The organism is uncultured Roseovarius sp., assembly GCF_913057115.1.
GTDB lineage: Bacteria > Pseudomonadota > Alphaproteobacteria > Rhodobacterales > Rhodobacteraceae > Roseovarius.
In genome coordinates, this window is sequence record NZ_CAJXNN010000024.1 from 31510 (window position 1) to 58504 (window position 26995).

Annotated in this window: 25 protein-coding genes; 10 read left to right on the forward strand and 15 right to left on the reverse strand. The window is 61.7% G+C overall.

The window, feature by feature from the left end; genetic code table 11:
• Positions 1-22 precede the first annotated feature (22 nt).
• Positions 23-1444: a YdiU family protein gene (locus QZ498_RS11215; RefSeq protein ID WP_294622255.1), complete on the forward strand. Its 1422-nt coding sequence runs from the start codon at positions 23-25 to the stop codon at positions 1442-1444.
• On the opposite strand, the gene QZ498_RS11220 is transcribed toward QZ498_RS11215, so the two are convergent.
• Positions 1445-2080 (reverse strand): hypothetical protein, encoded by a 636-nt coding sequence (locus QZ498_RS11220; protein ID WP_294622257.1) that lies wholly within the window; start codon positions 2078-2080, stop codon positions 1445-1447. It lies immediately after the preceding gene.
• 38 nt (positions 2081-2118) lie between these two features.
• Between QZ498_RS11220 and QZ498_RS11225 the strand changes: the two genes are divergently transcribed.
• Both QZ498_RS11225 and QZ498_RS11230 read left to right on the forward strand, forming a co-directional pair.
• On the forward strand, positions 2119-2820 hold the full coding sequence (locus QZ498_RS11225) for an endonuclease/exonuclease/phosphatase family protein (protein ID WP_294622259.1): 702 nt from the start codon (positions 2119-2121) through the stop codon (positions 2818-2820).
• An 8-nt stretch (positions 2821-2828) separates the two neighbouring features.
• Positions 2829-3668: a PhzF family phenazine biosynthesis protein gene (locus QZ498_RS11230; RefSeq protein WP_294622261.1), complete on the forward strand. Its 840-nt coding sequence runs from the start codon at positions 2829-2831 to the stop codon at positions 3666-3668.
• Here QZ498_RS11230 and QZ498_RS11235 read toward each other — a convergent pair.
• The 3 genes from QZ498_RS11235 to QZ498_RS11245 all read right to left on the reverse strand — a co-directional run bounded on the left by QZ498_RS11235 (position 3632) and on the right by QZ498_RS11245 (position 7207).
• A complete protein-coding gene (locus QZ498_RS11235) occupies positions 3632-4735 on the reverse strand; it encodes an acyltransferase (protein WP_294622263.1) in 1104 nt (367 codons plus the stop codon). The two genes, QZ498_RS11230 and QZ498_RS11235, sit on opposite strands and share 37 nt — an antisense overlap.
• Positions 4736-4738: 3 nt before the next feature.
• Complete coding sequence (locus QZ498_RS11240; protein ID WP_294622265.1) at positions 4739-5746, reverse strand: sterol desaturase family protein; 1008 nt, start codon at positions 5744-5746, stop codon at positions 4739-4741.
• A gap of 186 nt (positions 5747-5932) precedes the next feature.
• A complete protein-coding gene (locus QZ498_RS11245; protein ID WP_294622267.1) occupies positions 5933-7207 on the reverse strand; it encodes a DEAD/DEAH box helicase in 1275 nt (424 codons plus the stop codon).
• A gap of 322 nt (positions 7208-7529) precedes the next feature.
• Here QZ498_RS11245 and QZ498_RS11250 point away from each other — a divergent pair, with 322 nt between their 5' ends.
• From QZ498_RS11250 to eno, 3 genes are all read left to right on the forward strand, one after another.
• A complete protein-coding gene (locus QZ498_RS11250) occupies positions 7530-7940 on the forward strand; it encodes a Fur family transcriptional regulator (protein ID WP_294622307.1) in 411 nt (136 codons plus the stop codon).
• A gap of 125 nt (positions 7941-8065) precedes the next feature.
• Positions 8066-8932, forward strand: coding sequence for a DMT family transporter (locus QZ498_RS11255; protein WP_294622269.1), 867 nt, complete (start codon positions 8066-8068; stop codon positions 8930-8932).
• 115 nt (positions 8933-9047) lie between these two features.
• Positions 9048-10325, forward strand: coding sequence for a phosphopyruvate hydratase (gene eno, locus QZ498_RS11260; protein ID WP_294622271.1), 1278 nt, complete (start codon positions 9048-9050; stop codon positions 10323-10325).
• Positions 10326-10379: 54 nt separating this feature from the next.
• Here eno and QZ498_RS11265 read toward each other — a convergent pair whose 3' ends face one another.
• Positions 10380-10658, reverse strand: a complete 279-nt coding sequence (locus tag QZ498_RS11265; protein ID WP_294622273.1) for a glycine zipper 2TM domain-containing protein — start codon at positions 10656-10658, stop codon at positions 10380-10382.
• Positions 10659-10925: 267 nt separating this feature from the next.
• Here QZ498_RS11265 and QZ498_RS11270 point away from each other — a divergent pair, with 267 nt between their 5' ends.
• Together QZ498_RS11270 and QZ498_RS11275 are read left to right on the forward strand one after the other, a co-directional pair.
• Entirely contained in the window at positions 10926-11477 is a 552-nt protein-coding gene (locus tag QZ498_RS11270) for a fasciclin domain-containing protein (protein ID WP_294622275.1), read from the forward strand.
• A gap of 198 nt (positions 11478-11675) precedes the next feature.
• Complete coding sequence (locus tag QZ498_RS11275; protein WP_294622277.1) at positions 11676-11825, forward strand: hypothetical protein; 150 nt, start codon at positions 11676-11678, stop codon at positions 11823-11825.
• 273 nt (positions 11826-12098) lie between these two features.
• Here the strand turns inward: QZ498_RS11275 and pgi are convergent, their stop codons facing one another.
• Genes pgi through zwf form a run of 3 tightly spaced genes read right to left on the reverse strand, consistent with a single transcriptional unit; the run spans position 12099 to position 15837 of the window.
• Positions 12099-13700 (reverse strand): glucose-6-phosphate isomerase, encoded by a 1602-nt coding sequence (gene pgi, locus QZ498_RS11280; protein ID WP_294622279.1) that lies wholly within the window; start codon positions 13698-13700, stop codon positions 12099-12101.
• A gap of 14 nt (positions 13701-13714) precedes the next feature.
• Complete coding sequence (pgl, locus tag QZ498_RS11285) at positions 13715-14386, reverse strand: 6-phosphogluconolactonase (protein WP_294622281.1); 672 nt, start codon at positions 14384-14386, stop codon at positions 13715-13717.
• On the reverse strand, positions 14383-15837 hold the full coding sequence (zwf, locus tag QZ498_RS11290; protein ID WP_294622283.1) for a glucose-6-phosphate dehydrogenase: 1455 nt from the start codon (positions 15835-15837) through the stop codon (positions 14383-14385). The genes pgl and zwf overlap by 4 nt, the downstream gene beginning before the upstream one ends.
• Positions 15838-16004: 167 nt before the next feature.
• Here zwf and QZ498_RS11295 point away from each other — a divergent pair, with 167 nt between their 5' ends.
• Positions 16005-16949 carry a radical SAM protein gene (locus QZ498_RS11295; protein WP_294622285.1) on the forward strand — a complete coding sequence of 315 codons (945 nt, stop codon included), beginning with the start codon at positions 16005-16007 and terminating at the stop codon, positions 16947-16949.
• 42 nt (positions 16950-16991) lie between these two features.
• Positions 16992-18173, forward strand: a complete 1182-nt coding sequence (locus tag QZ498_RS11300) for an NAD(P)/FAD-dependent oxidoreductase (protein WP_294622287.1) — start codon at positions 16992-16994, stop codon at positions 18171-18173.
• Positions 18174-18241: 68 nt separating this feature from the next.
• On the opposite strand, the gene murD is transcribed toward QZ498_RS11300, so the two are convergent.
• The 7 genes from murD to rsmH all read right to left on the reverse strand — a co-directional run.
• Positions 18242-19675 (reverse strand): UDP-N-acetylmuramoyl-L-alanine--D-glutamate ligase, encoded by a 1434-nt coding sequence (gene murD, locus QZ498_RS11305; RefSeq protein WP_294622289.1) that lies wholly within the window; start codon positions 19673-19675, stop codon positions 18242-18244.
• Positions 19676-19958: 283 nt separating this feature from the next.
• Positions 19959-21080 carry a phospho-N-acetylmuramoyl-pentapeptide-transferase gene (mraY, locus tag QZ498_RS11310; protein WP_294622292.1) on the reverse strand — a complete coding sequence of 374 codons (1122 nt, stop codon included), beginning with the start codon at positions 21078-21080 and terminating at the stop codon, positions 19959-19961.
• Complete coding sequence (murF, locus tag QZ498_RS11315; RefSeq protein ID WP_294622294.1) at positions 21080-22528, reverse strand: UDP-N-acetylmuramoyl-tripeptide--D-alanyl-D-alanine ligase; 1449 nt, start codon at positions 22526-22528, stop codon at positions 21080-21082. Before murF ends, mraY begins: the two co-directional genes overlap by 1 nt.
• On the reverse strand, positions 22525-24027 hold the full coding sequence (locus tag QZ498_RS11320; RefSeq protein ID WP_294622296.1) for a UDP-N-acetylmuramoyl-L-alanyl-D-glutamate--2,6-diaminopimelate ligase: 1503 nt from the start codon (positions 24025-24027) through the stop codon (positions 22525-22527). Before QZ498_RS11320 ends, murF begins: the two co-directional genes overlap by 4 nt.
• Positions 24028-24046: 19 nt before the next feature.
• Positions 24047-25831: a penicillin-binding protein 2 gene (locus QZ498_RS11325; protein ID WP_294622298.1), complete on the reverse strand. Its 1785-nt coding sequence runs from the start codon at positions 25829-25831 to the stop codon at positions 24047-24049.
• Positions 25828-26178 carry a cell division protein FtsL gene (locus QZ498_RS11330; RefSeq protein ID WP_294622300.1) on the reverse strand — a complete coding sequence of 117 codons (351 nt, stop codon included), beginning with the start codon at positions 26176-26178 and terminating at the stop codon, positions 25828-25830. The genes QZ498_RS11325 and QZ498_RS11330 overlap by 4 nt, the downstream gene beginning before the upstream one ends.
• Positions 26178-26995, reverse strand: an 818-nt coding sequence (rsmH, locus tag QZ498_RS11335) for a 16S rRNA (cytosine(1402)-N(4))-methyltransferase RsmH (RefSeq protein WP_294622302.1), incomplete at its 5' end; no start/stop codon positions are given. The genes QZ498_RS11330 and rsmH, both read right to left, overlap by 1 nt.

Here is a 26995-nt window from a genome sequence, read left to right on the forward strand (position 1 = left end):
GCAAAATGCTTACCTTCACCCCATGACCCTGCATATCCCCTTTGATAACAGTTATGCCCGCCTGCCCGCCGGGTTCTATACGCGCCTCAACCCTGTGCCGGTGAAATCGCCGCAACTTCTGGCCTTCAACGACGGGCTGGCGCAAACCCTTGGCCTCACGCCCGGAAACCCTGAGGATATGGCCAAGGTCTTCTCCGGCAATCTGCCCCCTGATGGCGCGGAACCCCTCGCACAGGTCTATGCCGGGCACCAATTCGGCGGCTTTTCCCCGCAACTCGGCGATGGCCGCGCCAACCTGCTGGGCGAGGTGGTCACGCCCGAGGGTCAGCGGTTCGACATCCAGCTCAAAGGCTCCGGTCCCACGCCCTACTCCCGTATGGGCGACGGGCGCGCGTGGCTCGGGCCGGTCCTGCGCGAATACGTGGTCTCGGAAGCAATGCACGCCATGGGCATCCCCACCAGCCGCGCCTTGGCCGCCGTCACCACGGGCGAGCCGGTTTATCGCGATACCGGCGCCATGCCCGGCGCGATCCTGACGCGCGTCGCCGCCTCTCATATCAGGGTCGGCACGTTCCAGTATTTCGCCGCCCGCCGCGATCTGAAATCCCTGCAAAACCTTTTCGATTACACGGTCGCCCGCCACGCGCCCGAGGCCGAAACCCCCACCGATCTTCTGGCCCATGTCATCGACCGTCAGGCGCGATTGATTGCGCAATGGATGGGCGTTGGCTTCATCCACGGGGTGATGAACACCGACAACACCACGCTTTCCGGCGAAACCATCGACTATGGCCCCTGCGCCTTCATGGACAGCTTCCACCCCGACACGGTCTATTCCTCCATCGACCGGCAGGGGCGCTATGCCTATTCCAACCAGCCCAATGTGATCGTGTGGAACATGGCGCAACTGGCCACAGCGCTTGTGCCGCTGATGCCCGATCAGGACGCCGCCATCGAGGAGTTCACCAAGCTCGTCCACGCCATGCCCGAGCGTATTCAGGCCCATTGGCTCAACGTCTTTGGCCGCAAGATCGGGCTCGAGGCGGCAACGGCAGAGGATGAACCGCTCATCACCGGGCTTTTGGCCCGCATGGCCGAAGGTCAAGCCGATTTCACCAATACCTTCCGCGCCCTTGCCACTGGCGGCGCCCGCGATCAGTTCACCGACCCCGCCAGCTTCGACACATGGGAAGCGGAGTGGAAAAAACGCCTTGAGAGCGAAGACGACCCAACAGCCCGCATGCGCCGCGCCAACCCCTCCGTCATCCCGCGCAACCACCGTTTGGAACAAATGATTGATGCCGCGGTCGCCGTCGATTTGGCGCCGTTCAACCGCCTGTTGCAGCTCCTCGCAACCCCCTACGACGACCACGACGAGGCGGCAGACCTCAAGCGCCCACCCCAGCCCGCCGAAGTGGTCCAAGCCACCTTCTGCGGCACGTGATCACTTTTTCCACCGCTTGAAGAACTTCGGATTACGCTGCACGAATTCGTCGATGACCGAGGCCAGCCCGCCCTTGGCCTGCCCCTTGAGATAGGCCAGCCCCGCCGCCGCGCCGATCACCGCGCCCACAACGTTGACAATCAAATCGCCCATCGTGTCCACCAACCCCGATTTCTGCATGTTCAGCCCGAAAAGCTGATCCATCGCAAACTCGAAAACCTCCCAGATCGTGCCGATGAACACGGCGAAACAGAATCCGAAAAAGGCCACCGCCACATGCGGCGCGGCAAAGCGGTCGCCCTGGAACATCATGAAAACCAAGACGAATCCGATCAGGCCAAACCCGATGGCCGACCCGCCGTGCATCGCCACGTCCCACCACCAGAGTCTCTCATAAAAATCAAGGACTTCACCCAGAAAAAGCGTACCGCCGACGAACATGACAAGCGCCGCGATGAAACTGGGCGGCACCTTGATATCCGCCCATGTCGCCACGAAAACCGGGGCCAAAGACACCGCCAATGTCACGACCGCCACAAAGGCCAGCTCCAATTGCCATTGGACCAAGGCCCAGACCGCCACGCCCGCCAAAGCGGTCCAGATGATCCGCGCCAGCCAGGTTTGATCCGAAAACATCGGGTGACACCCCTTTCATTTGGGTTTTTTATGGTCCCATGTTGACCGTATCACCCTTGAGGATTGCAACCTATAACCTGCAAAAATGCGTCGGCCTCGACCTGCGCCGCAGGCCCGACCGCAGTTTGGCGGTGATCAATGCGCTTCAGGCACAGGTGGTTGTCCTGCAAGAAGTGGACAAGCGCCTGCCGCCCCGTCCCGCCGCCCTGCCGCATGACATGGTCGAGGACGACGGCTGGCACATCCTGCCCTTCGGAGCACCCGGCGGTTCGCTTGGCTGGCACGGCAACGCCATGCTTCTGCGCGACGGGGTCCATGCAACCCACACCGCCCATATCGACCTGCCCGGGCTGGAGCCGCGCGGCGCGATCCGCGCCGAACTTGAAACCCCTCTCGGTCCCCTGCGGGTGATCGGAATGCACCTTGGCCTCGTCCGCCGATACCGCCTGCTGCAACTGGGCGCGATCAACCGTGCGCTTGGTAAACTGTCACCAATGCCCACGGTCTTTGCCGGGGATTTCAACGACTGGGGCAATGGCATGGCCCTTGATGCCGCCGTCAAACGCGTGCGCTTCATCCCGGCCCGCGCCTCCTTTCCCGCGCCGCGCCCGGTGGCCCCGCTCGACCGCATCGCGCTCAGTGACGAGTTGGACGCCGTTGACAGCGGCGTGCACGGCGCGCGCCCGGCACATATCGCCTCCGATCACCTGCCCGTATGGGCCGACCTGACCCTCAAGTGAGACACCCCATGCACCGCTATTTCGTCTACGATGTCTTTACCGAAACCCGCTTTGGCGGCAATCAACTGGCCGTCTTCCCCGAGGCAGAAAGCATCCCCGAAGCGGAGCTGCAAAGCATCGCTGCGGAGTTCAACTTCTCCGAAGTCACTTTCGTCTACCCACCCGAAAACCGCGACCACACCGCCCGCCTGCGCATCTTCACCCCGACAATGGAAGTCCCCTTCGCCGGCCACCCCACCATCGGCAGCGCCAAGGCGCTGGCCGAATTGGGCCACGGCCCCGAGATGGTACTGGAACTGGGTATTGGCCCGCTGCCCTGCACCGCCGGACCACATGGCGCGCGCTTCACGACAAGCGCGCCGCTCGAACGTCTGGCCAACCCCGACCCTGCGTTGGTTGCCCGCGCCCTTGGCCTGGCGGTTGACCAAATCGACCAAAGCGCACATGCGCCTACGCTCGCTTCCGTCGGCCTGCCCTTCACACTCACCGCGCTGAAAACCCGGGCCGATCTGGCCGCCTGTCAAACCGATATGGCCGCCTTCCGCGACGGCGCAAAGGCCCACCCCGAAGGCCTTGATTTCGCGCAATTCGCCTATATCCGCGAGGGCGACACGATCCACGCCCGCATGTTTGCGCCTTTGGATAACATCCCCGAAGACCCCGCCACCGGCAGTGCCTGTGCCGCGCTTGCGGCCTTTCTCTGCGATCTGGACGGCGCGCCCTTATCTGTGACCGTCCATCAAGGTGAGGATATGGGCCGCTCCAGCCTCATTCACCTCACTGCCAACGGCGAAAGAGTCACCGTCGCCGGTCAGGCCGTGCGCGTGATGGAAGGCTCGCTCTTGTAAGGAACCCGCAACACCCGGCGCAGGCCCGCGCGCCAGTGGTGCAAGGGCCGCTCGAACGCGGCGGCAAAGGCATAGCACAGGACAAAGGTCAGGCCGAACAGCACCGTATCGCCCGCCCATGATGCACCGGGCAAAGGCAGGCCACCAAGAAACTGCAAAAGCGGGTAATGCATCAGGTAAAGCGAGAAACTTCCCCCCGCCAGCCAAGCGGCGGGCGCGGCCACGCGCCCCCCCTCCCACGCCGCCAAAAGCCGCGCCATGCCCAAAAGATGCGCCGTAACCATCAGGCCCAACAGCCCGTTCCACAAAAATTCATCCGAAAACCGCAACCCAAGCGCCTGATGCATAGGGTCAGTCAATTCCACAAGCATATCCGGCACGCCAATTGCCAAACACAGCCCATAGGCCACCCCCGGCAAAACCGCCAAGCGCAGCGCCACAGGTCGGGTCATCTCGGCCTCCGCCGTGATCCGCCGATAAAGCCAAACACCCATCAGCCACGCCGGCATGAGCAACAGGATGTTCAGACCAAACAAGGCAACGCCCGCCGCTAGCAAAACCAACCGCCGCACGCCGGTAGTATAAAAGGCCACGGCAAAAAGCGCATAAAACGCCGCCTCATAGCTCAAGGACCAAAACGGCCCATTGGTGCCAAGCCGCGTGGCCATGCCGCCCCACTCATTGGAAAAACTCAACCCGCGCAGCAAAACCTCCCACAGCGGCAGGGCGTTGTACTGCCAGCCATCGTAAAGCGTCGGCGCAAGCCCCACGCCCAACCGATCAAGGAAAAACCCGATCACCAGCGCCGGTAGCGCCACAGACCAAAGCCGCGTCGCCCGGTCAAAGGCAAACCGCCCAATACCGCCCGGTTTCACCGACACCACATGTGCGATGACCAGCCCCGACAACACGAAAAACACGATCACCGCATCGCTGCCAAGGTTCAACTCACGCACCCAAATCCACCGCCCTTCGGTGAACCGCGGATAGGCGAAATGCGATAGCATCACGATCAAGGCCGCCGCGAACCGCAGTCCATCAAGATATATGGAAAACCCACGCGTCACGGCTTATTCCGCCGGGGTGACGTCTTGGGCAGGCGCGACATCCTCGGCCCGCGGCGCAGGCTTAGGTGACAGGCCCAACCGCTTGCGAACCTGCCGCCAGCTATCGCGCATCGGCACGACAAGCGCATTGGTCAGGCTATCGTGCCGCTGGCGAATGCGATTGCCCTCCGCATCACCAAGGCCAAACTCCAAAACCTCCTCGCGCTCCGGCACATAAAGCGAGCCGAACATCCAATCCCAGATCGCCAAAACCTCACCATAGTTCTTGTTGTGATGCTCCGGTGCCAAGGAATGGTGAATCTGATGCTGTGCCGGGGAAATGATCACATGTTCAATTAAGCGCCCAAAGCTTAACCAGACATGCGTATGGCGCAGGTTTGATCCCGCCATATTGAACAGGAAATACCCCGCATTGACGCCCACGATGGTCATCAAGTTCGGATCTTGCGAGAAAACAGCCAGAAAAATACCCTGCAAACAGCCGATGAATAACCCCTTCACCATGGTCGAGATCAGGTCATAAACCGGATGCTTGCGGAACACCGTGATCGGGGTCATCACCTCGGCCGAATGGTGCAGCGAATGAAACGGCCAGAAAATCCGGCTTTCATGGTGCACGCGATGCACCCAATAGGTGCCAAAATCGCTGACCACCAGCAACAGCAGCGAAATCAGAAACGGGCTAAGCGGTGCCAGACCCAATCCCGGCCCAAGCGCGCCACTCACGAAATCCGCGACATAGGCCCCGAAAAACACCAGATTGAACAGCCCAAGCGCGGCAAAGGCCCGGTTGACCGCAAAGATTTTCAGATCGACGATGTGAGACGCGTGGAAATAGATCGACTTGGGCATAAGCCACTCGAAAAACCCCTGCTCAATCCCGCGGCGCCGATAAAGAAACAGGCAAATCAGGATCGTCAAACCAATATACAGCGGCCAAAGCCGTGTTTTCGGCCCCGCAAGTATGGTCCAGATTTCCGAGAATACCGCCTGTAGCCAATCAAGTCCCATGGTCTTTGCCCCTGCTCTGTCGTCCGAAGCAAATTAACGGGCGATTTGGGCAGAAATATGGGGCGGGCATGGCATTTAGGGCATCGCCCACAGGCAAAAACGCCTCGCCCCGGCCCGATCTGACAGGCCAAAGGCAAGGCGTTTAGAGGGGGATACGAACGCCCTCAGGCACCCAAATCCCTTATTTTAGGCGGCCTTCTTCGGCCCACTCCGACGCGAGCGGCGGCGACGGTTGGTCGAGGCAGGCTTGCCGCCCGGGCCACCGGGCTTGCCGCCCGGACGCCCGCCCCGGCCACGGCCCTTGGGCTTGGCATTGGGGTCCGGCAATTCTTCCCACGCGCGGCCCGAGGCCACGGGAATCTCCAGCTTCATGACCTTCTGGATGTCCTTCAACTCGCCCATCTCGTCCGGCGCGCAAAAGGCAATCGCGGCGCCGTCCTTGCCGGCCCGCGCAGTCCGGCCAATCCGGTGCACATAGTTTTCCGGCACGTTCGGCAAGTCGAAGTTATAGACATGCTTCACATCGGGAATATCCAAGCCCCGCGCGGCCACATCCGTGGCCACCAGTACCCGGACCTCACCGGCACGGAAGGCATTGAGCGCGCGCTGTCGCTGGCCTTGGCTCTTGTTGCCGTGGATCGCATCCACCGCATAGCCCGCCTGCGCCAGCTTCTTGGCCAGCTTGTCCGAGCCATGCTTGGTGCGTGCGAAAACCAGCGCCAACTCGTCGCGATGGCCATCCAGCAGCTCAACCAGCAAATTGGGCTTTTCCGCCTTGGCAATAAAGTGAACCGCCTGCGTGACCTTGTCTGCGGTCTTGCCCGGGGGGCTGACCTGCACGCGCTTGGGCTTGTTCAGGTAGCTGCTGGCAATCTCGTCCATCTGCTTGGCCATGGTGGCCGAAAACAGCATGGTCTGCCGCTCCTCGGGCAACAGCCCGGCGATCTTGCGCAGCGCGTGAATGAACCCGAGGTCCAGCATCTGGTCAGCCTCGTCGAGCACCAGAAAGCGCGTCTCCTCAAGCGTCAGCGCGCGTCGGTCCAAAAGGTCCAGCAGACGCCCCGGTGTGGCCACCAGAATATCGGTGCCCTTCTCAAGCCGCTTGATCTGCGCCCCAATTGACGACCCGCCAACGACCAGGCCAACCTTCATCGGCGTGTCCTTGACGAAGCCGATCAGCGTGTCGCGGATCTGTCCCGCCAATTCCCGCGTGGGGGCCAGTATCAGGCTGCGCACGGTCTTGGGCGCGGGTTTGCCGCGATGCTCCATCAGTTGCGCCACCAACGGCAGGCCAAAAGCGGCCGTCTTGCCGGTGCCGGTCTGCGCCAGGCCCATCACGTCAAACCCATTGAGGGCATGCGGAATCGCCCGCGCCTGAATCGGCGTAGGCTCGGTGATACCTGTCTTTTCCAGTGCTTTGACCAGCGGGCCAGGCAGCCCCATTTCTTTAAATAGTGACAAATCATGTCCTTCCCGGCAGGGCCACGCCCATACCGTATACGGCCCCCGAACCCCGGGTGGCCTCATCGTGGTGTCGCCTGACGCACCTGCCCGGCCTCATGCCAAGCAGCCGTCAAACGGTTCGGACCCACGCGTGATTTTGGGAACTCTCCTCGATATCTCATGTGGCGGGGCAAACCCGCACGGCTCACGCGGCCGGAGCTATCGGTTAAAGGGCAAATGCGCCTTTGCCGGCACAAAGTCAAGCATTGGTGGCAAAACGGGTGGATTCATTTTTCCGATGAAGCTATCCAACAGCCCGACGACGACCATGGGGGCCGATATGTCCGACACGATCACCGACCGCTGCGAGGCCAAGGGCCTGCGCATGACAGGCCAACGCCGGACAATTGCATCGGTCCTGCAAGAATCTGACGATCACCCCGACGTCGAAGAACTTTACACCCGCGCCTCCGCCCGCGACCCCAAGATTTCCATCGCCACGGTCTATCGCACGGTGAAACTCTTTGAAGAGGCCGGAATTCTGGAAAAACTGGAATTCGGCGACGGGCGCGCGCGTTATGAAGACGCCGAGCGCGACCACCACGACCACCTGATCGACATGAACTCGGGCGAAGTCATCGAATTCGTCGACCCCGAGATCGAGGCACTTCAGGAAAAGATCGCCAAGAAACTGGGGTACAAGCTCATTGGTCACCGGCTGGAGCTTTACGGCGTGCCGCTCAAGAAGTAAGCCTTGGCCAGATCCGGGGGCCAGCCCCGTCGCCATTGTCTCTCGGACCAATGGCGCGACAATGACGACCCCCGGGATATTTCTGAACAGAAGAAGGGGCTATCGGCCCTTCTGAAAGGACGCCCATGGAAAACCTGCGCGGAAGCGCCCTGATGGTGCTGGCCATGGCCGGTTTCGCGCTTGAGGACATGTTCATCAAGCGCCTCGCCGGGGATTTGCCCGTCGGTCAGATCCTGATCTTTCTGGGTACCGGCGGGGCTGCGATCTTTGCGCTTGGCGCGCTGTCGCGCGGGCATCGGTTGTTCTCGCGCGACCTGATCACCGGCCCCGTGCTGCTGCGCAATCTGGGGGAGTTGGTCGGAACATTGGGATTCGTCACTGCCATCGCGCTGACGCCCCTCGCCTCGGCCTCGGCCATCCTGCAAGCCACGCCTTTGGCAGTGACGCTTGGGGCGGCGCTGTTTTTGGGGGAAGACGTCGGCTGGCGCCGCTGGAGCGCGATCCTCGTTGGTTTTGCTGGCGTTCTTATGGTGATCCGTCCCGGATTGGAGGGGTTCGAACCTGCCTCGCTTTTCGCCGTGCAGGCGGTCTTTGGCCTTGCCCTGCGCGACCTGGCCACCCGCGCCGTGCCGCGCACGGTGACATCGCTGCAACTGTCGTCCTACGGCTTTGCCACCGTGGTGCCCGCTGGGATTGTCATCCTCTGGGTAACAGGCGATCCGGTCGCCCCCTCCCCCGCCAACTGGCGCGACATCGCCTTCGCGCTGCTCATCGGGGTGGCCGCCTATTACGCCATCGTCGCCGCCATGCGCGTGGGCGAAGTGAGCTTCGTCACCCCCTTCCGTTACACCCGCCTGATCTTTGCACTGATCATCGCGGTGCTGGTCTTTGACGAACAGCCCGATGGCCTCACCCTTCTGGGCGCGGCGATCATCATCGCCTCGGGGCTTTACACCCTGTTCCGCGAACGCCGCCTGCGCCGCCGCGCCTGACCTGTTAGCGCTAGCCCCGCAAAATAAGCGCCGTTAGCGCTATCAGTCACAGTTGCATTCCCCGCCAGACTTGCTATGGCACCCGCAACCTTTTCCAAGTCCGAGGACGACACCCATGAGCATCATTATCGACATCCACGCCCGCGAAATCCTTGACAGCCGGGGCAACCCCACAGTCGAGGTGGACGTGATCCTCGAAGACGGCACCATGGGCCGCGCCGCCGTGCCTTCCGGTGCCTCCACCGGCGCGCATGAGGCCGTGGAACGTCGCGACGGCGACAAATCGCGCTACTTGGGCAAAGGCGTGCTCGAGGCCGTGGCCGCCGTCAACGGTGAGATTGCCGAGGAACTGGTGGGCATGGACGCCACCGAACAGGTCAGCATCGACCAAGCGATGATCGAACTTGACGGCACCCCCAACAAGGGCCGCCTTGGGGCCAACGCCATCCTCGGCGTCAGCCTCGCCGTGGCCAAGGCCGCCGCCGATTTCACCACCCAGCCGCTGTTCCGCTACGTGGGCGGCACCTCGGCCCGTGTCCTGCCGGTGCCGATGATGAATATCATCAACGGCGGCGAACACGCCGACAACCCCATCGACATTCAGGAATTCATGATCATGCCGGTCAGCGCGGAAAACATCCGCGAGGCCGTGCGCATGGGGGCCGAAGTCTTCCACACCCTGAAAAAAGAACTCTCCGCCGCGGGCCTGTCCACCGGCATCGGCGACGAAGGCGGCTTCGCACCGAACCTCTCCTCCACCCGTGAAGCGCTCGATTTCATCCTGAAATCCATCGAAAAGGCAGGCTACAAACCGGGCGAAGACATCTACCTCGCCCTCGATTGCGCCTCGACCGAATATTACAAGGGCGGCAAATACGAACTCTCGGGCGAAGGCAAATCGCTCACCTCCGAGGAAAATGTCGACTACCTCAAGGCGCTTGTGACCGACTACCCGATCATCTCGATCGAAGACGGCATGGCCGAGGATGACTGGGACGGCTGGAAACTCCTGACCGACGCGATTGGCGACAAGGTGCAACTGGTGGGCGACGATTTGTTCGTCACCAACCCCGCCCGTCTGGCCGATGGCATCGCCAAGGGCGCGGGCAACTCCATGCTGGTCAAGGTAAACCAAATCGGCTCGCTCACCGAAACGCTGAAAGCCGTCGACATGGCCCACCGCGCACGCATGACCAATGTCATGTCGCACCGCTCGGGCGAAACCGAGGATGCCACCATCGCCGATCTCGCGGTGGCCACCAACTGCGGACAAATCAAAACCGGGTCGCTGGCGCGCTCGGACCGGCTGGCCAAATACAACCAATTGATCCGCATTGAAGAAGTGCTCGGCGAAACCGCCCAATACGCGGGCCGCTCGATTTTGCGGGACTAACCAAAAGAAACGGGGCGCATCATCGGTGCGCCCCGTTTGCGTTTCACTCACGCCTTAGCTTGGGCAAGGCGCGCGGTAATATGTGCCATCGCCTCGGGCATAGGCACAGGTGTTGTTGTTCTGGTTCTGCGCCACGACAGTCCCGGCCGCCGCGCCACCAAGGGCGGAAATCAGACGCCAATCATCATCGGCCCCCAAAGCATCGGCAGTGATCAGACCTGCGGCAGCACCGCCGGCCGCCCCGGCCACGGTGCGCGCTTCAGAGGACATGTTCTCACAAGCCCCCAGTGTCAGAACAGACAAGCCAGCGGCAAGAAGCATCCAAGGTTTCATCGTTTCTCCTTTCTGCGTCGCCACGGCCAGGATCGGCCCGAAGCGACCGCGTCAGAACTTGGGTCACAGGCGCAAAACGAGAACCCGGGCGGGGTTGTTCCAAGAGAATTTCCGACATTCCGAAAACCGGCGGGGTCTCGCCCGCGCTCGGCGGGCGCATAGCCTTGATGCAAAAAATCATCACCCGGCCTGAAACTTTCCCGAACCGATCTGCGTGTCTGTCACACCAGCCCGCTCATACGGGCACGAAAACCAGGAGATATGATAATGACACTGAAACTTTCCCTCGCCTTCGTCGCCGCAACGGCCATCGGCTCAACCGCCGCGCTGGCCGAAAACCCCATGGTGGGCGGCGCGCCGATGTTCGAAAACAAGACCATCGTCGAGAATGCCGTGAATTCCGAGGATCACACCACGCTAGTCGCCGCCGTCAAGGCCGCCGGTCTGGTCGAGACCCTGAATTCCGAAGGCCCCTTCACCGTCTTTGCCCCGGTCAACGCAGCCTTCGGCGCCCTGCCCGATGGCACCGTCGACACCCTGCTCAAGCCGGAGAACAAGGCCATGCTGCAAAAGGTACTGACCGCGCATGTGGTCGCCGGGGATTGGTCGGCGGCAGCCATTGCAACACAGGCCAACAACAGCCCCGATGGCTTTTACCACTTCAACGCCGTGTCGGGCGATGCCCTCTCGGCGCAAGTCAAAGGCGGCAACGTCTACATCTTTGACGAATCCGGCAACGCCGCGCGGGTGACGATCGCAGATGTCGATCAATCCAATGGCGTCATCCACGTGGTCAACAAGGTCCTGTTGCCCAAGTAAGCCGCACCATGAACGCCTGCGCAGAAGTGTTGCCCCCGTCCTACCCAGTGGGTCTGCGCAGGTTCGCCCGGCCTCATACGCACACCACAATCCCAGTGGCGTGCCTCTGTCGATGGGGCCGGGCTCTTTTGACATTCGTCAAGATCTACCGGAAGCGACCATGCCATGGTTCGGGCCTGACCGATAAGGAGGCTGAACATGGCACGTCTGATTTTTGCTGTATCATTCCTATTGCTCACCGCCTGCGCCGATGAGGAACACTATCCGCTCTCGGGCGAAGAGTGTAACCCGGACGACCCGGTGCGCGGCCTGGACGCCAGCGATTTTGACTGCCCGCCAAGGGCATGATCCATGACCCGGGGCCAGAAGGGGCGTTGCCCCTCGGCCTTCGGCCTCACCCCAGGGTATTTTTGCCAAGAAAAAGATATCGCCCTTTGATACGCGAAAAAGCCCGTCAGGGCTGATGAGCGCGCCGCGCGACACGTACGAAACTCCCGTACAAAACGTACAACTCTCACCGTGCGCCCTGTTAACCTGCCGGTGTGAGGAAAAAAATACCGACGCGATACCGACGTTATACCGACGAGATGCAGTCCGGGGTTTTCCTTGTTAACCAAAGGGTTAGGTGCGATTCGCCCGGATGAAATCCACCAACTGCGCGGTGGATGCGTCCTTGCCCGTGGTGTCACCGCTTTCAAGCACCGGTTCGATTTCCTTGGCCAAGACCTTGCCCAGTTCGACGCCCCATTGATCGAAGGAATTGATGCCCAGCATCACCCCTTCGACGAAGACCCGATGTTCATAAAGCGCCACGATCTGGCCCAAGCGGCGCGGCGTCAGCTTGTCATAGACCAAGGTGGTCGAGGGCCGGTTTCCGGGGAAGGCGCGATGCGCCGCTTGTCGCTCTAACTCCTTGCCGTTAAAGCCTTTTTCCGCCATCAATGCGCGTGCTTCCTCGATGCCCCGGCCACGCATCAGGGCCTCGGATTGCGCAAGGCAATTGGCCACCAACAGTCGGTGATGATGCGCAAGCTCGGGTTCGTGCCCTTGCGCGGCTACCATGAATTCGCAAGGCACAACTTGGGTGCCTTGGTGTATCAATTGGTAAAAGGCGTGCTGACCATTGGTCCCCGGCTCCCCCCAAACCACCGGGCCGGAGGGCATGGTCAGCGGCTCACCAGCCATGCTGACCCGCTTGCCATTGCTTTCCATTTCCAATTGCTGAAAATAGGCCGGTAAACGGCTAAGCCTTTGATCATAAGGCAAAACTGCGCGCGTTGGGTAGCCGCGGCCCTGATGATGCCAGAGCCCCACAAGCGCCAAAAGCACAGGCATATTCTTGGCCAGAGGGGCTTCTTGAAAGTGGCGATCCATGGAAGCCGCCCCCTCCAGCATCTCGCGAAACCGTTCCGGCCCCACGGCGATCATCAGCGACAGACCAATCGGCCCCCACACCGAATAGCGCCCGCCGACCCAGTCCTCGAAGCCGAAGACCCGCTCGGGCGCGATACCGAACGCGGCCACCTTGTCGTCCGCCGTCGAGAGGGCCACGAACTGCTGACCGGGGTCTTTGACCACGCCCGCCATCCACGCCCGGGCGGTTTCGGCATTGGTCATGGTCTCGACGGTCGTGAAGCTTTTCGAGGCCACGATCACCAAGGTCGTTTCGGGGTTAAGCCCCTGAAGGCAATCAGAAATATCAGCCCCATCCACGTTGGACACAAAATGACAACGCGGCCCGTCCTGATAGGGCGACAGCGCAAGCGCGGCCATCTCAGGCCCCAGATGCGAGCCGCCAATACCGATATTGACGACATCGGTGATCGTGCCGCCCTGACCCTGCACAAAGCCTTGCCTTACATCCTCGCAGAACCGTTCCATCCGCGCCAAGGTTTCGAGGACCTCCGGCATCACATCGCGCCCATCCACCAAGACAGGCGCGCCGCCAAGATTTCTCAAGGCAGTATGCAGCACTGCGCGCCCCTCGGTTTCGTTGATGGCCTGACCTGCAAACATCGCGTCCCGGCGCGTTGCAACGCGGCTTGCCTCGGCCCAATCCAGTAAGGCGTCACGCGCCTCGCTGCTGATGTGAGTCTTGGAATAATCAAAGAGCATCCCATCGAACCGGATCGAGAACGCCTCCGCCCGCCCGGCATCCTCGGTGAAGAAAGCCGCGATATCGTCACTGGCGGCCTCGGCCAATTCACGGATCCGATCGATCATTAAGATACCTTCTATTACTTGCAATAGTGCACGTTCATGTCGTCCAAGACCGCCCTGACGGGGGCCTCGTGCACGGGCAGGCTTTGCGCCCGGTCCAAGGCGGCCCTTTTGGAGGAACCCATTAAAATCAGATGCTTGGACATTGCATCATTCAAGACTCGCGCCGATAGGGTGACCCGCGGCTCGGGCGCGCCCGGCGCACGCATCGGCACCAAGACCGGCGCGCGGCGACCCAGTGCAACCTCAAGATTGTCAGCCCCGGGAAACAGCGAGGCGGTGTGCATATCCTCTCCCATGCCCAACAAAAGAACGGCGATCGGCAAGCGCGGAATGATGTAGGATTCAAGCTCTGCCAGCACCGCTTCCGGCGCCTCTGCACGCGCATAAAGCGGCAGGTAGTTCGCCTTCGCAGCCCGCCCCACCAAAAGCCGCTCACGGATCATCCGGGTGTTCGAGCGCACATGAACTTCCGGCACCCAACGTTCATCACTGAGCATCACATCCACCCGGCTCCAATCCAGGTCGGCCTCACAAAGATCGTCAAAAACCGGCCCCGGGCTGGACCCGCCCGGCACAACGAAAAGCGCCCGATCTTCATGGTTCAAGGTGGCCCTCAACTCCCCCGCCAAAGCATTGGCAAGGTCGATGGCCAGCATTTCATCATCTGCGTATTCAATCAGGTTCATGGCTTTATCTCCCGCCAGTGCCGTCCATCACGATGGATCAGCGCAAGCGCTTCATCCGGCCCCGATGAGCCCGAGGCATAGGCGATGGGCGGTTCGGATCTTGCCTCCCACTCCGCGATGATCGGATCTGTCCAGGCCCAGGCTTCCTCGACCTCGTCATCACGCATGAAAAGCGTCTGGTTCCCTCGAATAACATCCATGATAAGGCGTTCATAGGCATCCGGGAAGTCCGCATCGTCCGGCCCCAAAGCCTCGGCAAAGGTCATGTCCAGCGGAACGTCGATCAGGCGCATCCCTCCCGGCCCCGGCTCCTTGATCGTGACGCCCAGTTCAATGCCCTCGTTGGGTTGCAGGCGGATCGTCAAGATATTGGCGTGTCGCCCTGCCTCGGCCCCGAATATCGAATGCGGCGCATCCTTGAATACAACTGCGATTTCGCTCGCACGGGCTTTGAGGCGCTTGCCAGTTCGCAGGTAGAAGGGCGTGCCGGCCCATCGCCAATTGCTGATGTGCGCTTTGAGGGCGACGAAGCTTTCCGTTCTGCTGTCGTGATTCTCCACCTGCTCACGATAACCCGGGGCATCGGCACTTGCCTCGTATTGTCCCCGTACCAGGTCGGCCGGCTCTACAGGATCAAGCGCGCGGATCACCTTGAGCTTTTCGTCACGCACCGGGTCGGGCTCGAACTTGGCAGGGGGTTCCATGGCGATGAGGCATAACAGCTGCATCATGTGGTTTTGCATCATGTCGCGCATCGCGCCGGCACGATCATAGTAATCGCCCCGCCCGCCGACGCCGACGCTTTCGGCCACGGTGATCTGGATGTGGTCCACGTATTGACTGTTCCAAAGCGGCTCGAACAGGGTGTTGCCAAAGCGGATCGCCATCAGGTTTTGAACGGTTTCCTTTCCAAGATAATGGTCGATCCGGTAAATCTGATGCTCATGGAAGTGTTGCGCCAAGGTGGCGTTGAGCGCCTTGGCGGTCTCCAAGTCACGACCAAAAGGTTTCTCCACGACGATGCGGCTATCGTGGTCAGCCATCCCGTATTTTTGCAAACGCTCAGCCAAATCGCCAAAAAGCCGTGGCCCGACCGAGAAATAGAAAGCGCAAATGCGATCTGACGCAACCTCCCGCGCCAGTTCCTTCCAGCCGGTCTCGCCCAAGGCATCTACAACGACATATCCCAAGCGTCCGAGAAACGTATCGAGCGTATCCTCGTCACGTGCCGAGACCGGGTCGAACTCATGGATCGCCGAGCGCACCATATCCCTGTATTCCGCAACATCCATATCGCTGCGCGCCGCGCCGATAACACGCGAGTCCTTGTCCATTTGTCCGGATCGAAAACGCCTAAACAGTCCCGGTAATATCTTCCGGCGAGCCAGATCCCCTGTCCCGCCAAAAATCACAAGGTCAAACGGATCAACCGGAATGACGCGCGATACCATGGTGAAAACTCCTGCTCCTGTGCCCGACGCCCAAGGCAGGCCTCGCATTATCGGCAAGTCTAGCATGACACGACACGTTCACAATGGTGTCAAAGCCAGCCGCAAACCTTTCTTTCGGGCCACAACCGGGCTACCGGTTAGACACATCTAAATGCGCAAGGACCCCCATGAAGGATATCGCTGCCAATACTGGCAAATTTCAGAACCCATTGGTCACCGCAGACGGTAACACCAGAGCCTCTGTGCCGCTCTCCAAGCCCGAGACCTTGTGGTTCAATACCGGCACGTTGTGCAACATCACCTGTGCCAATTGTTATATCGAAAGCTCCCCCACCAACGATGCGCTCGTCTATATGACCGAGGCCGAGATTGACGCCTATCTCGATCAAGTCGAAGACCGTGGCTGGCCCATTCGGGAAATCGGCTTTACCGGCGGGGAACCCTTCATGAACCCTGAGATGATCGGCATGACCCGCGCGGCCTTGTCGCGCGGATACGAGGTTTTGATCCTCACCAACGCCATGCGCCCGATGATGCGTCGCCGCGTTCAGGATGGCCTGCGCGCTCTGGTCGCGGAGTATGGCGATCAGCTGACCCTTCGGATTTCCGTCGACCACTGGTCCGAGACAAATCATGACACGGAACGCGGCAAGGGCGCGTTCGCGCGCACGATTGAAGGCATGCAATGGTTGCGCGATGCGGGCATCCGCATGGCCGTTGCCGGACGCACCGTCTGGGGCGAAGACGAGGCTACGGGCCGTCAGGGATATGCCAACCTGTTCGCCACCCATGGGTTTGATATCGATGCCTTCAACCCCGCCGAAACAGTCCTCTTCCCGGAAATGGACGAAAGCGCCGAAGTCCCCGAGATCACGACCCAGTGCTGGGACATCCTCGGCAAGTCTCCCGATAGCGTGATGTGCGCCTCGTCCCGCATGGTGGTCAAACGCAAGGGGGCGGAAAAACCTGCCGTTCTGGCCTGCACCCTTCTGCCCTATGCGCCCGAATTCGAACTGGGCGAAACCCTGGCCGAAGCTGAACGCGACGTGGCGCTAAATCACCCCCATTGCGCCAAGTTCTGCGTTTTGGGTGGGGCAAGCTGTTCGGGCTAAGCCTGCTTGACGCGCCCGCCCGCTTGGGGCATCGCCTGATCCATGCAGATCAGCACCCTCATCCTTGGCGCCGGCGCCGCCGGCATGATGTGCGCAGCCCACGCCGGCCCCGGCACACTGTTGATCGACCACGCCAAGCGCGCGGGCGAGAAAATCCGGATCTCCGGCGGCGGGCGCTGCAATTTCACCAATCTTTACACTGAGCCCGGCAATTTCCTTGGCCAAAACCCGCATTTCCACAAATCCGCCCTGTCGCGCTACACGCAATGGGATTTCATCGACCTCATCGCCCGCCACGGCATCGCCTATCACGAAAAGACCCTTGGACAGCTTTTCTGCGATGGAAAATCCACCCAGATCATCGAGATGATGCGCGCCGAGATGACGCAAGTCGGGGCTGACCTCTGGCTGCATTGCTCGGTTGCCGAGGTGAACCATGACGGCACGCATTTCACAGCCACGTTGGATCACGCAGGAACGCGAAAAACGGTCACCGCAAGAAACCTTGTCTTGGCCACAGGGGGCAAATCCATCCCAAAAATGGGGGCCTCAGGGCTTGCCTATGATCTGGCTCAGCAATTCGGCCATAGGGTCACCGAAACCCGCCCCGCGCTCGTGCCGCTCACCTTTTCTGACAAGCGCTTTTCGTCGCTCTCCGGAACCGCCGCCGCCGCGCATGTTTCGAACGCGCGCACAGGCTTTGACGAAGCGGTGCTTTTCACTCACCGCGGCCTTTCTGGCCCCGCGATCCTGCAAATCTCATCCTACTGGCGCGAGGGCGAGGAGATCGAGATCGACCTTGCCCCGGAAGGTCAACTCTTCGACGCACTCAAAGCGCAACGCCAAACCCAAGGCCGTCGCTATCTCACCACCGAACTGGCCCAACACCTTCCCAGCCGTCTGGTAGACCACTTGGCGCAAGAGATTGACCTTACAGGAAATCTTGCTGATCAATCCGACGCGCGCCTGACCGAAATCACCGACCATTTGCGCCACTGGAGGCTCAAGCCCACAGGCTCCGAAGGCTACCGCACCGCCGAAGTCACGCTTGGCGGTATCGACACCGATGGCCTGTCGTCCAAAACCATGATGTCCAAAACCCTGCCCGGCCTCTATGCCATTGGCGAGGCCGTGGATGTCACTGGTTGGCTTGGGGGCTACAACTTCCAATGGGCTTGGTCTTCGGGCTGGGCGGCGGGCACTGCGATCCGCGCATCCTCTTAACGCCTTCTTCTGTTTACAAATATCCCGGGGAATCGCCCATAGGGCGATGGGGCAGAGCCCCAAAAACCTTATTTGGACAAATGCCGTTTCACCTGTGCAATGAAATCCTCGCCCCGCTTTTCGAAACTGTCGTACTGATCGAAACTCGCGGCAGCGGGGGCCAAAAGCACGGTGTCCCCGGGCTCGGCCTCTCGCACCGCGCGGGCCACCGCGACTTCCATCGTGGTGCAGACTTCGGCCTCAACCCCTTCCAATTCAAGGGAAAATTGCGCCGCCTCGCGCCCGATAACATAGGCCTTCACCACATGCGCCAACCCCGGGGCCAGCCCGGCCAAGCCGCCATCCTTCTCAAGTCCGCCACAAATCCAGCGGATCTTGTCGAAAGCCAAAAGCGCTTTCAGGGCTGAATCCACATTGGTCGCCTTGCTGTCGTTGACATAGGCCACGCCGCCAACCTCGGCGATCCTCTGACTACGATGTGGCAAGCCCGCGAAACTGTGAAACGCCCGCTCAATCACCTTGGGCGCAAGGCCAAGTGTCCGGCAGGCCGCATAGGCTGCGCAGGCGTTTTGATGATTATGCGTGCCGGGTAAGCCTTTGATTTCACGCAGGTCTATGGAACCCGCTTGCTTGCCTTTACGATATTCGGACAAGAACCCCTTGCGGGCGAAAACGCTCCAGCCCGGTCCAGACAGCTTGCCCTTGGCCGAAACACGAATGACCCGGTCATCACTGCGCCCTTCGGCCAGTTGCCCGGCCAGAAACAGGCCCTCGTTCTCGTCCACGCCGACGACAGCACGGTCCGGCCCTCCTTCGGCGAAAAGCCTGCGCTTGGCGGCGAAATAGCCGCCCAGACCGGCGTGCCGGTCCAAATGATCGGGAGTGAGATTGGTAAAGACGGCGATATCTGGTGTCAGGGCGCGGGCGAGTTCGGTTTGGTAGCTGCTCAGTTCCAGAACCACCACACCGCCGTCGTTCGGCGGGTCGATATCCAGCACGCCCCGGCCGATATTTCCGGCCAGTTGCACGTCGCGGCCGACGTCTTCGAGTACGTGGTGAATCAACGCGGACGTTGTTGATTTTCCATTGCTTCCCGTGACCGCGATCACCTTGGGCGGTTGCTCGAAATTGGCCCATTCGCCGCCAGAGAGCGACCGGAAAAAGAGCCCGATATCATTGTCCACCGGAACACCCGCCCGCAGGGCCGCACCGACAACCTTGTTGGGGGCGGGATAGAGATGCGGGATGCCCGGCGAGACGATCAGGCTGGCCACGTCATCAAAAGCATTCTCACGGGACAAGTTCTTGACTTCAAAGCCTTCTTCATTGGCCACTTCCTGCGCGGCCGGGTTGTCGTCCCATGCCAGAACATGCGCGCCGCCAGCCCGCAGGGCGCGCGCCGCAGATAGGCCTGACCGCCCCAAGCCCAACACCGCAACCTTCGCACCCTCGAAACCCCGTACTGGAATCATGCCCTGCCCCCATCTTTCATCATAGCGCACCCTGCCCCGAGCCGCCCGCCCTTGCAAGATGGGTTAACGAAGGATGAAGGACGGGCAGGCCAAGGGTGAGGCGTTTGCCCCCATGCCCTTTGTTAACAAGGGTCTTCGGCGTTTTTGGCCTGTCTGCAACCCGTCGGTATCGTGTCGGTATCACGTCGGTGCCGGGGCGCTGCGGGGTGCGGATGAACAGGGCGTACGGTGTATACTTGTACAAAACGTACGTGAGTTTTGTACAAACCTGAGACAGCCACGTCCCGACAAGGTTTCGGCAGCAATCAGCGACCTACCGCACCTTCAGTGTCGCCAGCCCGATCAGCGCGAGGATCAGCGCGATGATCCAGAAGCGGATGACGATTTGCGGCTCGGCCCAGCCCTTTTTCTCATAGTGGTGGTGGATCGGGGCCATCAGAAACACACGCTTGCCGGTGCGCTTGAAGTAAAGCACCTGAATGATGACCGAAAGCGCCTCGACCACGAAAAGCCCACCGACGATGCCAAGGACGATCTCGTGCTTGGTGGCCACGGCGATGGCGCCCAAGGCCCCGCCAAGCGCGAGCGAGCCCGTGTCGCCCATGAAGACGGCGGCAGGCGGAGCATTGTACCACAAAAAGCCAAGCCCGCCCCCGGCAAGCCCTGCCACGAATATCAGTATCTCGCCCGTGCCGGGCACGTAGTGCACATCCAGATAATCGGTAAAGTCGACCCGGCCCACCGCGTAGGCGATGATGCCAAGCGCGCCGGCGGCGATCATCACCGGCATGATCGCCAGACCATCCAACCCATCAGTGAGGTTCACCGCATTGGCCGCGCCCACCACCACGAACATCGCGAAGGGTATGAAGAACCAGCCAAGATTCACCAGCGTGTCCTTGAAGACCGGGAAGGCAAGGCGGCCCGAGAGCGGGTCATAATCCTCGACCCGCGCGGCAAGGTCGATGTCGTTCAGGGTGTGCAGGTGCATGGCCCAATAGGCGGCGACGCCCGCGATGGCAAATCCGATCGCAAGGCGCATCTTGCCCGAGACCCCGGCGACATTGCCCTTGGACACCTTGGCATAGTCATCGGCAAATCCGATGAGCCCGAAGGCGAGGGTTACAAAAAGCACCATCCAGACAAAGCCATTATCGAGCCGCGCCCAGAACAGCGTGGAGGTCATGAGCGCGCCCACGATCAAGAGCCCGCCCATGGTGGGGGTGCCGGATTTCGCGAAATGGGTTTCGGGGCCATCATCGCGGATTGGCTGCCCCTTGCCCTGGCGCTTGCGCAGCACGTTGATCAGCGGCGGGCCGAAGATGAAGCCGAAGAACAGCGCCGTCATGAAGGCCCCGCCCGCACGAAAGGTGATGTAGCGGAAAAGGTTGAAAAAATCGCCACCATCCGAGAGTGCGGTAAGCCAGTAAAGCATTACGTGTTCCTTTTGTCTTGGGCCAGATCGCGGCCCACCCGGCGCAGGGCATCGACCACGAGGCTGACTCGGCTGCCTTTAGAGCCTTTGACAAGCACCACATCGCCCGCGTCAACAAGCCGGTGCGCCTTATCCGCCAAAGCCTCGGCGGTGTCCACATGTTCTCCGCGCCGGGGTTCGGGCAAAGCCTCATAAAGCGCGGTCATTCGGGGGCCGACGCAATGCACGACATCCAGGGCCGCCATATCTGGTAAATCGGAAAGGCCCGCATGGAGCGACAGTTCATCCTCACCCAGTTCCAGCATGTCGCCCAAGACCGCCACGCGCCGCCCCTTTGAGATACGCCCCACCCCGTTGCGCGGGGTGGCGGCGGCAAGCACTTCCAGTGAAGCCGCCATGGAGGTGGGGTTGGCGTTGAAAGCATCGTCGATCAGGTCGAATGTCAGGTCCTCGTCGTCATGATCCAGCGCGATCACCTCGCGGGTGCCGCGCCCTGAAGGCGGCTGCCAACGGGCAAGGTCCATCGCCGCGCGTACCGGATCACCGCCCAGCGCCTCGACCGCGGCCAGCACGGCCAGGCCGTTCATGGCGAAATGCCGCCCCGGCGTGGAAATCTTGAACAGTTGCGGCCCGCCCGGAAGCTCGGACTGCACCACGGTGGTCTCATCGGTCAGGCGCACATCGAGCAGGCGGTATTGGCAGTCCTCGCAAGCGCCAAAGCGCGCCACCGGCCCGCCGCTGGCCCATGCCGCGCCTTCAATGGTGCGCAGAAGGTGGCTATCCAAATCGCCGTTGAAGATGCAGGTGCCGCCCTCTTCCAGCCCCTCGAAAATCGCCGATTTCTCAATCGCGATACCGTTGAGATTCTCGAAAGCCTCAAGATGGGCGGCGGCGACGGTGGTGATCATCGCCACATGGGGCCGCGCCATGCGCGCCAGCGGTGCAATTTCGCCGGGATGGTTCATGCCGATCTCGATCACGGCGAATTCCGTGTCCACGGGCATCCGCGCCAGAGTGAGCGGCACGCCCCAATGGTTGTTGTAACTAGCCTCGGCGGCATGGGTGCGGCCCTGCTGGGAGAGCACATCGCGTAGCATTTCCTTGGTCGAGGTTTTCCCGACCGAGCCGGTGATGGCGGCGATGCGGGCCTGCGTGCGGGCGCGGGCGGCGGTGCCCATGGCCTCAAGCCCTTTCAGCACGTCATCGACGATCAAGAGCGGCGCGTCCTCGGATACACCTTCGGGGATATGGCTGACCAAGGCGGCGACGGCCCCCTTTTCAAGCGCTTGCGCCACGAAATCATGGCCGTCGCGGGCGGCTTTCAGGGCCACGAAAAGATCGCCCGGTTGAATTGTGCGGGTGTCGATCGACACGCCAGAGGCCTGCCAATCGCGCGTCGCATGCCCGCCCGTGGCCTTGGCGGCGTCTTCAGAGGTCCAAAGCATCATGCCAGCCCCCCGTCCAGCGCAGAAACCGCCACGCTGGCCTGTTCGCTATCGTCAAAGGGAAAAACATCGTCGCCGACGATCTGCCCGGTCTCGTGTCCCTTGCCGCAAATCAGAAGGGCATCCCCGGGCCCCAGCAAATCGACGCCGCGCAGGATCGCCTCGGCGCGGTCGCCCACCTCGGTGGCTGTATCGATCCCGCCCGCCCCGGCAATGCCCTGCATCACGGCGGCGCGGATCGTGCCCGGGTCTTCGCTGCGCGGGTTGTCGTCGGTGACGATCACCAGATCGGCATTTTCCGCCGCCGCGCGGCCCATCAAGGGGCGCTTGGCGGTGTCACGGTCGCCTCCTGCGCCGACGATGGCCACAAGCCGCCCCATGACATGCGGGCGCAGCGCCGACAGCGCCGTGGCCACGGCATCGGGCGTATGAGCGTAATCGACAAACACCGCTGCCCCGTTAGAGCGGGTGGCGGCCAGTTGCATCCGGCCCTTGACGGTGCGCATACGCGGCAGGGTCTCGAAGACCTCCTGCGCATCGGCCCCCGCCGCAATCACCAGACCGGCCGCCAAAAGCACGTTCTCGGCCTGAAATCCACCGATGAGCGGCAGGCGCACCTGTTGCACCTGCCCCTTCCAGTCAAAGCGCAACTCTTGGCCCGTCGCCTCGAACCGCTGTGCCTGCAATTGCAAGTCGCACCCCGGTTTGCGCCCCACGGCAATCATGTCTTGGCCCCGGGCGCGGGCAATCTCGGCCACCCGGGCCACGGCGGGGTCATCCATATTGAGAACCGCCACGCCGTCCTCGGGCAGCACACGGTCAAATAGGCCCGCTTTGGCGTTGAAATAGGCCTCGAAACTCTCGTGATAGTCCAGGTGATCTTGGGAAAAATTGGTGAACCCGGCGGCCTGAATGCGCACCCCGTCAAGGCGGCCTTGATCCAAGCCATGGCTGGAAGCCTCCATGGCGGCGTGGGTGACGCCCTCGGCCTCGGCCGCCGCTAAAACCCGGTGCAACGTGATGGGATCGGGCGTGGTATGGGCCAGCGGAGCCTGGAAGGCGCCTTCGACGCCGGTGGTGCCAAGGTTGATCGCGTCAAACCCCATCTCGCTCCAGATTTGGCGGCAAAAACTGCTAACGGATGTTTTGCCGTTGGTGCCGGTCACCGCCACCATGACCTCGGGCTGCGCGCCGAACCAAAGCGCCGCCGCAAAGGCCAAGGTCTGACGCGGGTCTTCGGCGACGATCAGGGCAGCATCGCTGAGGCTGAGGAACTCGGCGGCGATCTGCGCACCCTTGGCATCGGTCAGGACGGCCCCTGCGCCCATGCGCAGGGCGTATTGGGTGAACTCGCCGCCATGCACGCGGCTTCCGGGCAAGGCGGCGAAAAGATAGCCGTCCTTCACCTCGCGGCTGTCCACGGCCAAGCCGGTCACTTGGGCCTGTCGCCCGCCTTGGGCCGTCAGGCCCAGTTCCGCCAGTGATTTCACCTGCCCCACCATCACACCCCGCCTGAGTGGCTCAATTCGACGTGAGCGTTATATCAGCCAGTTCGCCGGGTTCAATCTCGGGGCGCAGGCCCAGAAGCGGTGCCACCCGACGAATGATTTCGGCGGCCACGGGGACAGCCGTCCAGCCTGCGGTGCGGCGCGGCTCGTCTCCGCTGGTTTCCACGGGTTCGTCCAAGGTGACCACCAAGACATACTTGGGGTCATGTGCCGGGAAGACGGTGGCGAAGGTGGCGATCACCTTGTCCTCGTAATAGCCACCGCCACGTTCCTTGGGCTTGTCGGCCGTGCCGGTCTTGCCGCCCACAGCATAGCCCGGCACATCGCCAAAGCTGGCGGTTCCTTCGGTGACAACCTTGCGCAGCATGGTCAGGGACTTTTGCGCGCTTGCCCGAGACAGGACACGCGGGCCGGTGGCCGGACCTTCTTGTTTCAGCAGCGTGGGAACCACCCGGTTGCCACCATTGGCCAAGGTGGCATAGCCCGCCGCCAGATGCAGGGGACTGGTCGAGAGGCCGTGACCGTAGGAGATGGTCATGGTCGAAAGCTCGGACCACTTGGGCGGCAGCAGGGGCTTACCGCCCTCGGATTCGACGATCTCAAGCGGGGTGGGCTCGAAAAACCCAAGGCTTTCAAGGAATTGCTTTTGGCGCTCGACGCCGATCATCTGGGCGATACGGGCCGTGCCGATGTTCGAGGATTTGACGATCACCTTGGTCGCCGAAAGCTCGGACCCGTAGTTGCGGAAGTCGCGAATCCGGTGCTTGCCCCAACGCAGCGGGCCTTTGGTGTCGATCATCGTGTCGGGGTTGATCAGGCCAAGTTCCATCGCCTGCGCCACCGCGAAAATCTTGAAGGTCGAACCAAGCTCATACACCCCCTGCACCGCGCGGTTGAACAGCGGGCTGTCACCGGGGTTGCCCTCCGTCGGCGGGCGGGGCCGGTCGTTGGGGTCGAAATCAGGCAGCGACGCGATCGAAATTACCTCGCCCGATTTGACGTCCATGAGGATCGCCGCCGCGCCCTTGGCGTTCATCAGGCTCATACCGCCATGCAACACACGCTCGGTCGCGGCCTGCACCGAGAGATCCAATGACAGTTCAAGCGGCTTATGGCCAAGCGCCGGGTCACGCAGACGCTCGTCAAAGTATTTCTCGATCCCCGCCACGCCGATCACCTCGGCGGCATGCACGCCTTCGCGGCCAAAGCTGGCCCCGCCCAAAACATGGGCGGCCAGCTTTCCATTGGGGTAAAGCCGCATCTCGCGTGGGCCAAACAAAAGCCCCGGCTCACCGATGTCATGCACCGCCTGCTTCTGCTCAGGGCTGAGTTTTTTCTTGACCCACAAGAACTTACGCTTGCCGGTGAAGTCCTTGAGAAGGCGTTCTTCCTCCAGATCAGGGAAGATTTTGGCCAGTTCCTCCGCCGCGCGTTCGGGTTCGATCATCTGCGGCGGTTGGGCGTAAAGGCTGTGGGTTTCGAAATTGGTGGCCAGAATGCGCCCCTTGCGGTCCACGATATCGGCGCGCTGTGCCAGAATTTGCGCGCCCGCAACGGAGGTGCGCGGCTCGGATGGCTCGGAATGGGCCAGAACGCCCATGCGTCCGCCGATCACGATGAAGGCACAGGTGAACATCACACCCAGCACCAACAGCCGCCCCTCGGCGCGCTTGCGGGCGCGGTCGCGCATCTCTTCGTGTCGGATGCGGATATTCTCGCGCTCGATGGCGTCGGGGTTTTCGCCCTTGGCACGGGCCTCAAGGATACGCGCCAGCGGGCGCAGCGGCGTGCGGATCATTGCGCGGCCTCCTCATCCATGTTCGAGACATCCACGGGGTTCAATATCGGCAGCTTGTCATCCTCGGGGAAAGCCACCTGGTCAATCCGGCCGAATTGATAAGGCTGCAGCGGCAGAAGGCCCAGCTTGTCAAAGTTCAAATCCGCCAGATCACGCAACCGATCAGGCCGATTGAGATAGGCCCATTCGGCGTTGAGCACCCGAAGCCTTTGGCGGGCGCGGGAAATTTCACGCTGAAGCTGCTCGGCCTCGGCTTGTGCCTCTTGGGTTTCGTAGTTTTCGCGATAGGCCCAGAAGGCAAGGCCAATGACCATCATCGCGGAAAGGATGTAAAACAGGCTGCGCATTATCTGTCCCCCTTGAGAAGCGGCATGCCCATGGCTTTGCGGTCGGAGGTGCCGGGCGCGGCACTGGTCCGGGTGGCCACGCGCAGTTTGGCACTGCGCGCGCGTGGATTTTCGGCCAGTTCCTCGGCATCCGGGCCGATCGCCTTTTTCGATTTCAGCGTAAACTGCGGATCGGGCTTTTCGATCTGCGGGGCGTGGCGGCTGCCGCCCCCGCCGCCGCCCGAGCGCGCGGTCAGAAAACGTTTGACCATGCGGTCCTCGATGGAATGGAAGGTGACCACGGCCAATTGCCCGCCGGGCCTCAAAGCCCGTTCGGCGGCCTCAAGACCGGCCAGCAATTCGCCGTATTCATCGTTCACGGCAATGCGGATCGCCTGAAAACTACGAGTCGCGGCATGGGCCTGCCCCGGCTTGGAGCGCGGCAGGCATTTTTCAATGATATCCGCCAGTTGCAGTGTGGTCTCAATGCGCGCCTCGGTACGCGCCCGACCAATGGCGCGGGCAATCCGGCGGCTGGCGCGCTCTTCGCCGTAAAGAAACAGAATGTCGGCCAGCTCATCCTCGGGCGTGTCATTCACCAGATCGGCGGCCGTTGGGCCCTCCTGGCTCATCCGCATATCCAGCGGGCCGTCTTTCATGAAGGAAAAGCCACGCTCGGCCTGATCCAACTGCATCGAGGAGACACCCAGATCAAGCACCACGCCATCCACGCCCTCGGCATGGTCATCCATGTTGGAAAAGGTATCGCGCACCAGCGTCAGGCGCTCGCCGTATTCAGCGCCCCACTCTTCAGCCATCTGCAAGGCCAATGGATCCC

What these genes read in the sequence shown, in the direction of transcription:
- QZ498_RS11295 (WP_294622285.1), top strand. Translation starts at nt 16,005, where the DNA reads ATGAAGGATATCGCTGCCAATACTGGCAAATTTCAGAACCCATTGGTC.
- eno (WP_294622271.1), top strand. Translation starts at nt 9,048, where the DNA reads ATGAGCATCATTATCGACATCCACGCCCGCGAAATCCTTGACAGCCGG.
- QZ498_RS11220 (WP_294622257.1), bottom strand. Translation starts at nt 2,080, where the DNA reads ATGTTTTCGGATCAAACCTGGCTGGCGCGGATCATCTGGACCGCTTTG.
- murF (WP_294622294.1), bottom strand. Translation starts at nt 22,528, where the DNA reads ATGATGCTTTGGACCTCTGAAGACGCCGCCAAGGCCACGGGCGGGCAT.
- QZ498_RS11230 (WP_294622261.1), top strand. Translation starts at nt 2,829, where the DNA reads ATGCACCGCTATTTCGTCTACGATGTCTTTACCGAAACCCGCTTTGGC.
- QZ498_RS11270 (WP_294622275.1), top strand. Translation starts at nt 10,926, where the DNA reads ATGACACTGAAACTTTCCCTCGCCTTCGTCGCCGCAACGGCCATCGGC.
- QZ498_RS11255 (WP_294622269.1), top strand. Translation starts at nt 8,066, where the DNA reads ATGGAAAACCTGCGCGGAAGCGCCCTGATGGTGCTGGCCATGGCCGGT.
- QZ498_RS11250 (WP_294622307.1), top strand. Translation starts at nt 7,530, where the DNA reads ATGTCCGACACGATCACCGACCGCTGCGAGGCCAAGGGCCTGCGCATG.
- pgi (WP_294622279.1), bottom strand. Translation starts at nt 13,700, where the DNA reads ATGATCGATCGGATCCGTGAATTGGCCGAGGCCGCCAGTGACGATATC.
- QZ498_RS11330 (WP_294622300.1), bottom strand. Translation starts at nt 26,178, where the DNA reads ATGCGCAGCCTGTTTTACATCCTTTCCGCGATGATGGTCATTGGCCTT.
- pgl (WP_294622281.1), bottom strand. Translation starts at nt 14,386, where the DNA reads ATGAACCTGATTGAATACGCAGATGATGAAATGCTGGCCATCGACCTT.
- QZ498_RS11265 (WP_294622273.1), bottom strand. Translation starts at nt 10,658, where the DNA reads ATGAAACCTTGGATGCTTCTTGCCGCTGGCTTGTCTGTTCTGACACTG.
- mraY (WP_294622292.1), bottom strand. Translation starts at nt 21,080, where the DNA reads ATGCTTTACTGGCTTACCGCACTCTCGGATGGTGGCGATTTTTTCAAC.
- QZ498_RS11300 (WP_294622287.1), top strand. Translation starts at nt 16,992, where the DNA reads ATGCAGATCAGCACCCTCATCCTTGGCGCCGGCGCCGCCGGCATGATG.
- QZ498_RS11275 (WP_294622277.1), top strand. Translation starts at nt 11,676, where the DNA reads ATGGCACGTCTGATTTTTGCTGTATCATTCCTATTGCTCACCGCCTGC.
- QZ498_RS11240 (WP_294622265.1), bottom strand. Translation starts at nt 5,746, where the DNA reads ATGGGACTTGATTGGCTACAGGCGGTATTCTCGGAAATCTGGACCATA.
- QZ498_RS11325 (WP_294622298.1), bottom strand. Translation starts at nt 25,831, where the DNA reads ATGATCCGCACGCCGCTGCGCCCGCTGGCGCGTATCCTTGAGGCCCGT.
- zwf (WP_294622283.1), bottom strand. Translation starts at nt 15,837, where the DNA reads ATGGTATCGCGCGTCATTCCGGTTGATCCGTTTGACCTTGTGATTTTT.
- QZ498_RS11215 (WP_294622255.1), top strand. Translation starts at nt 23, where the DNA reads ATGACCCTGCATATCCCCTTTGATAACAGTTATGCCCGCCTGCCCGCC.
- QZ498_RS11320 (WP_294622296.1), bottom strand. Translation starts at nt 24,027, where the DNA reads ATGGTGGGGCAGGTGAAATCACTGGCGGAACTGGGCCTGACGGCCCAA.
- QZ498_RS11225 (WP_294622259.1), top strand. Translation starts at nt 2,119, where the DNA reads ATGTTGACCGTATCACCCTTGAGGATTGCAACCTATAACCTGCAAAAA.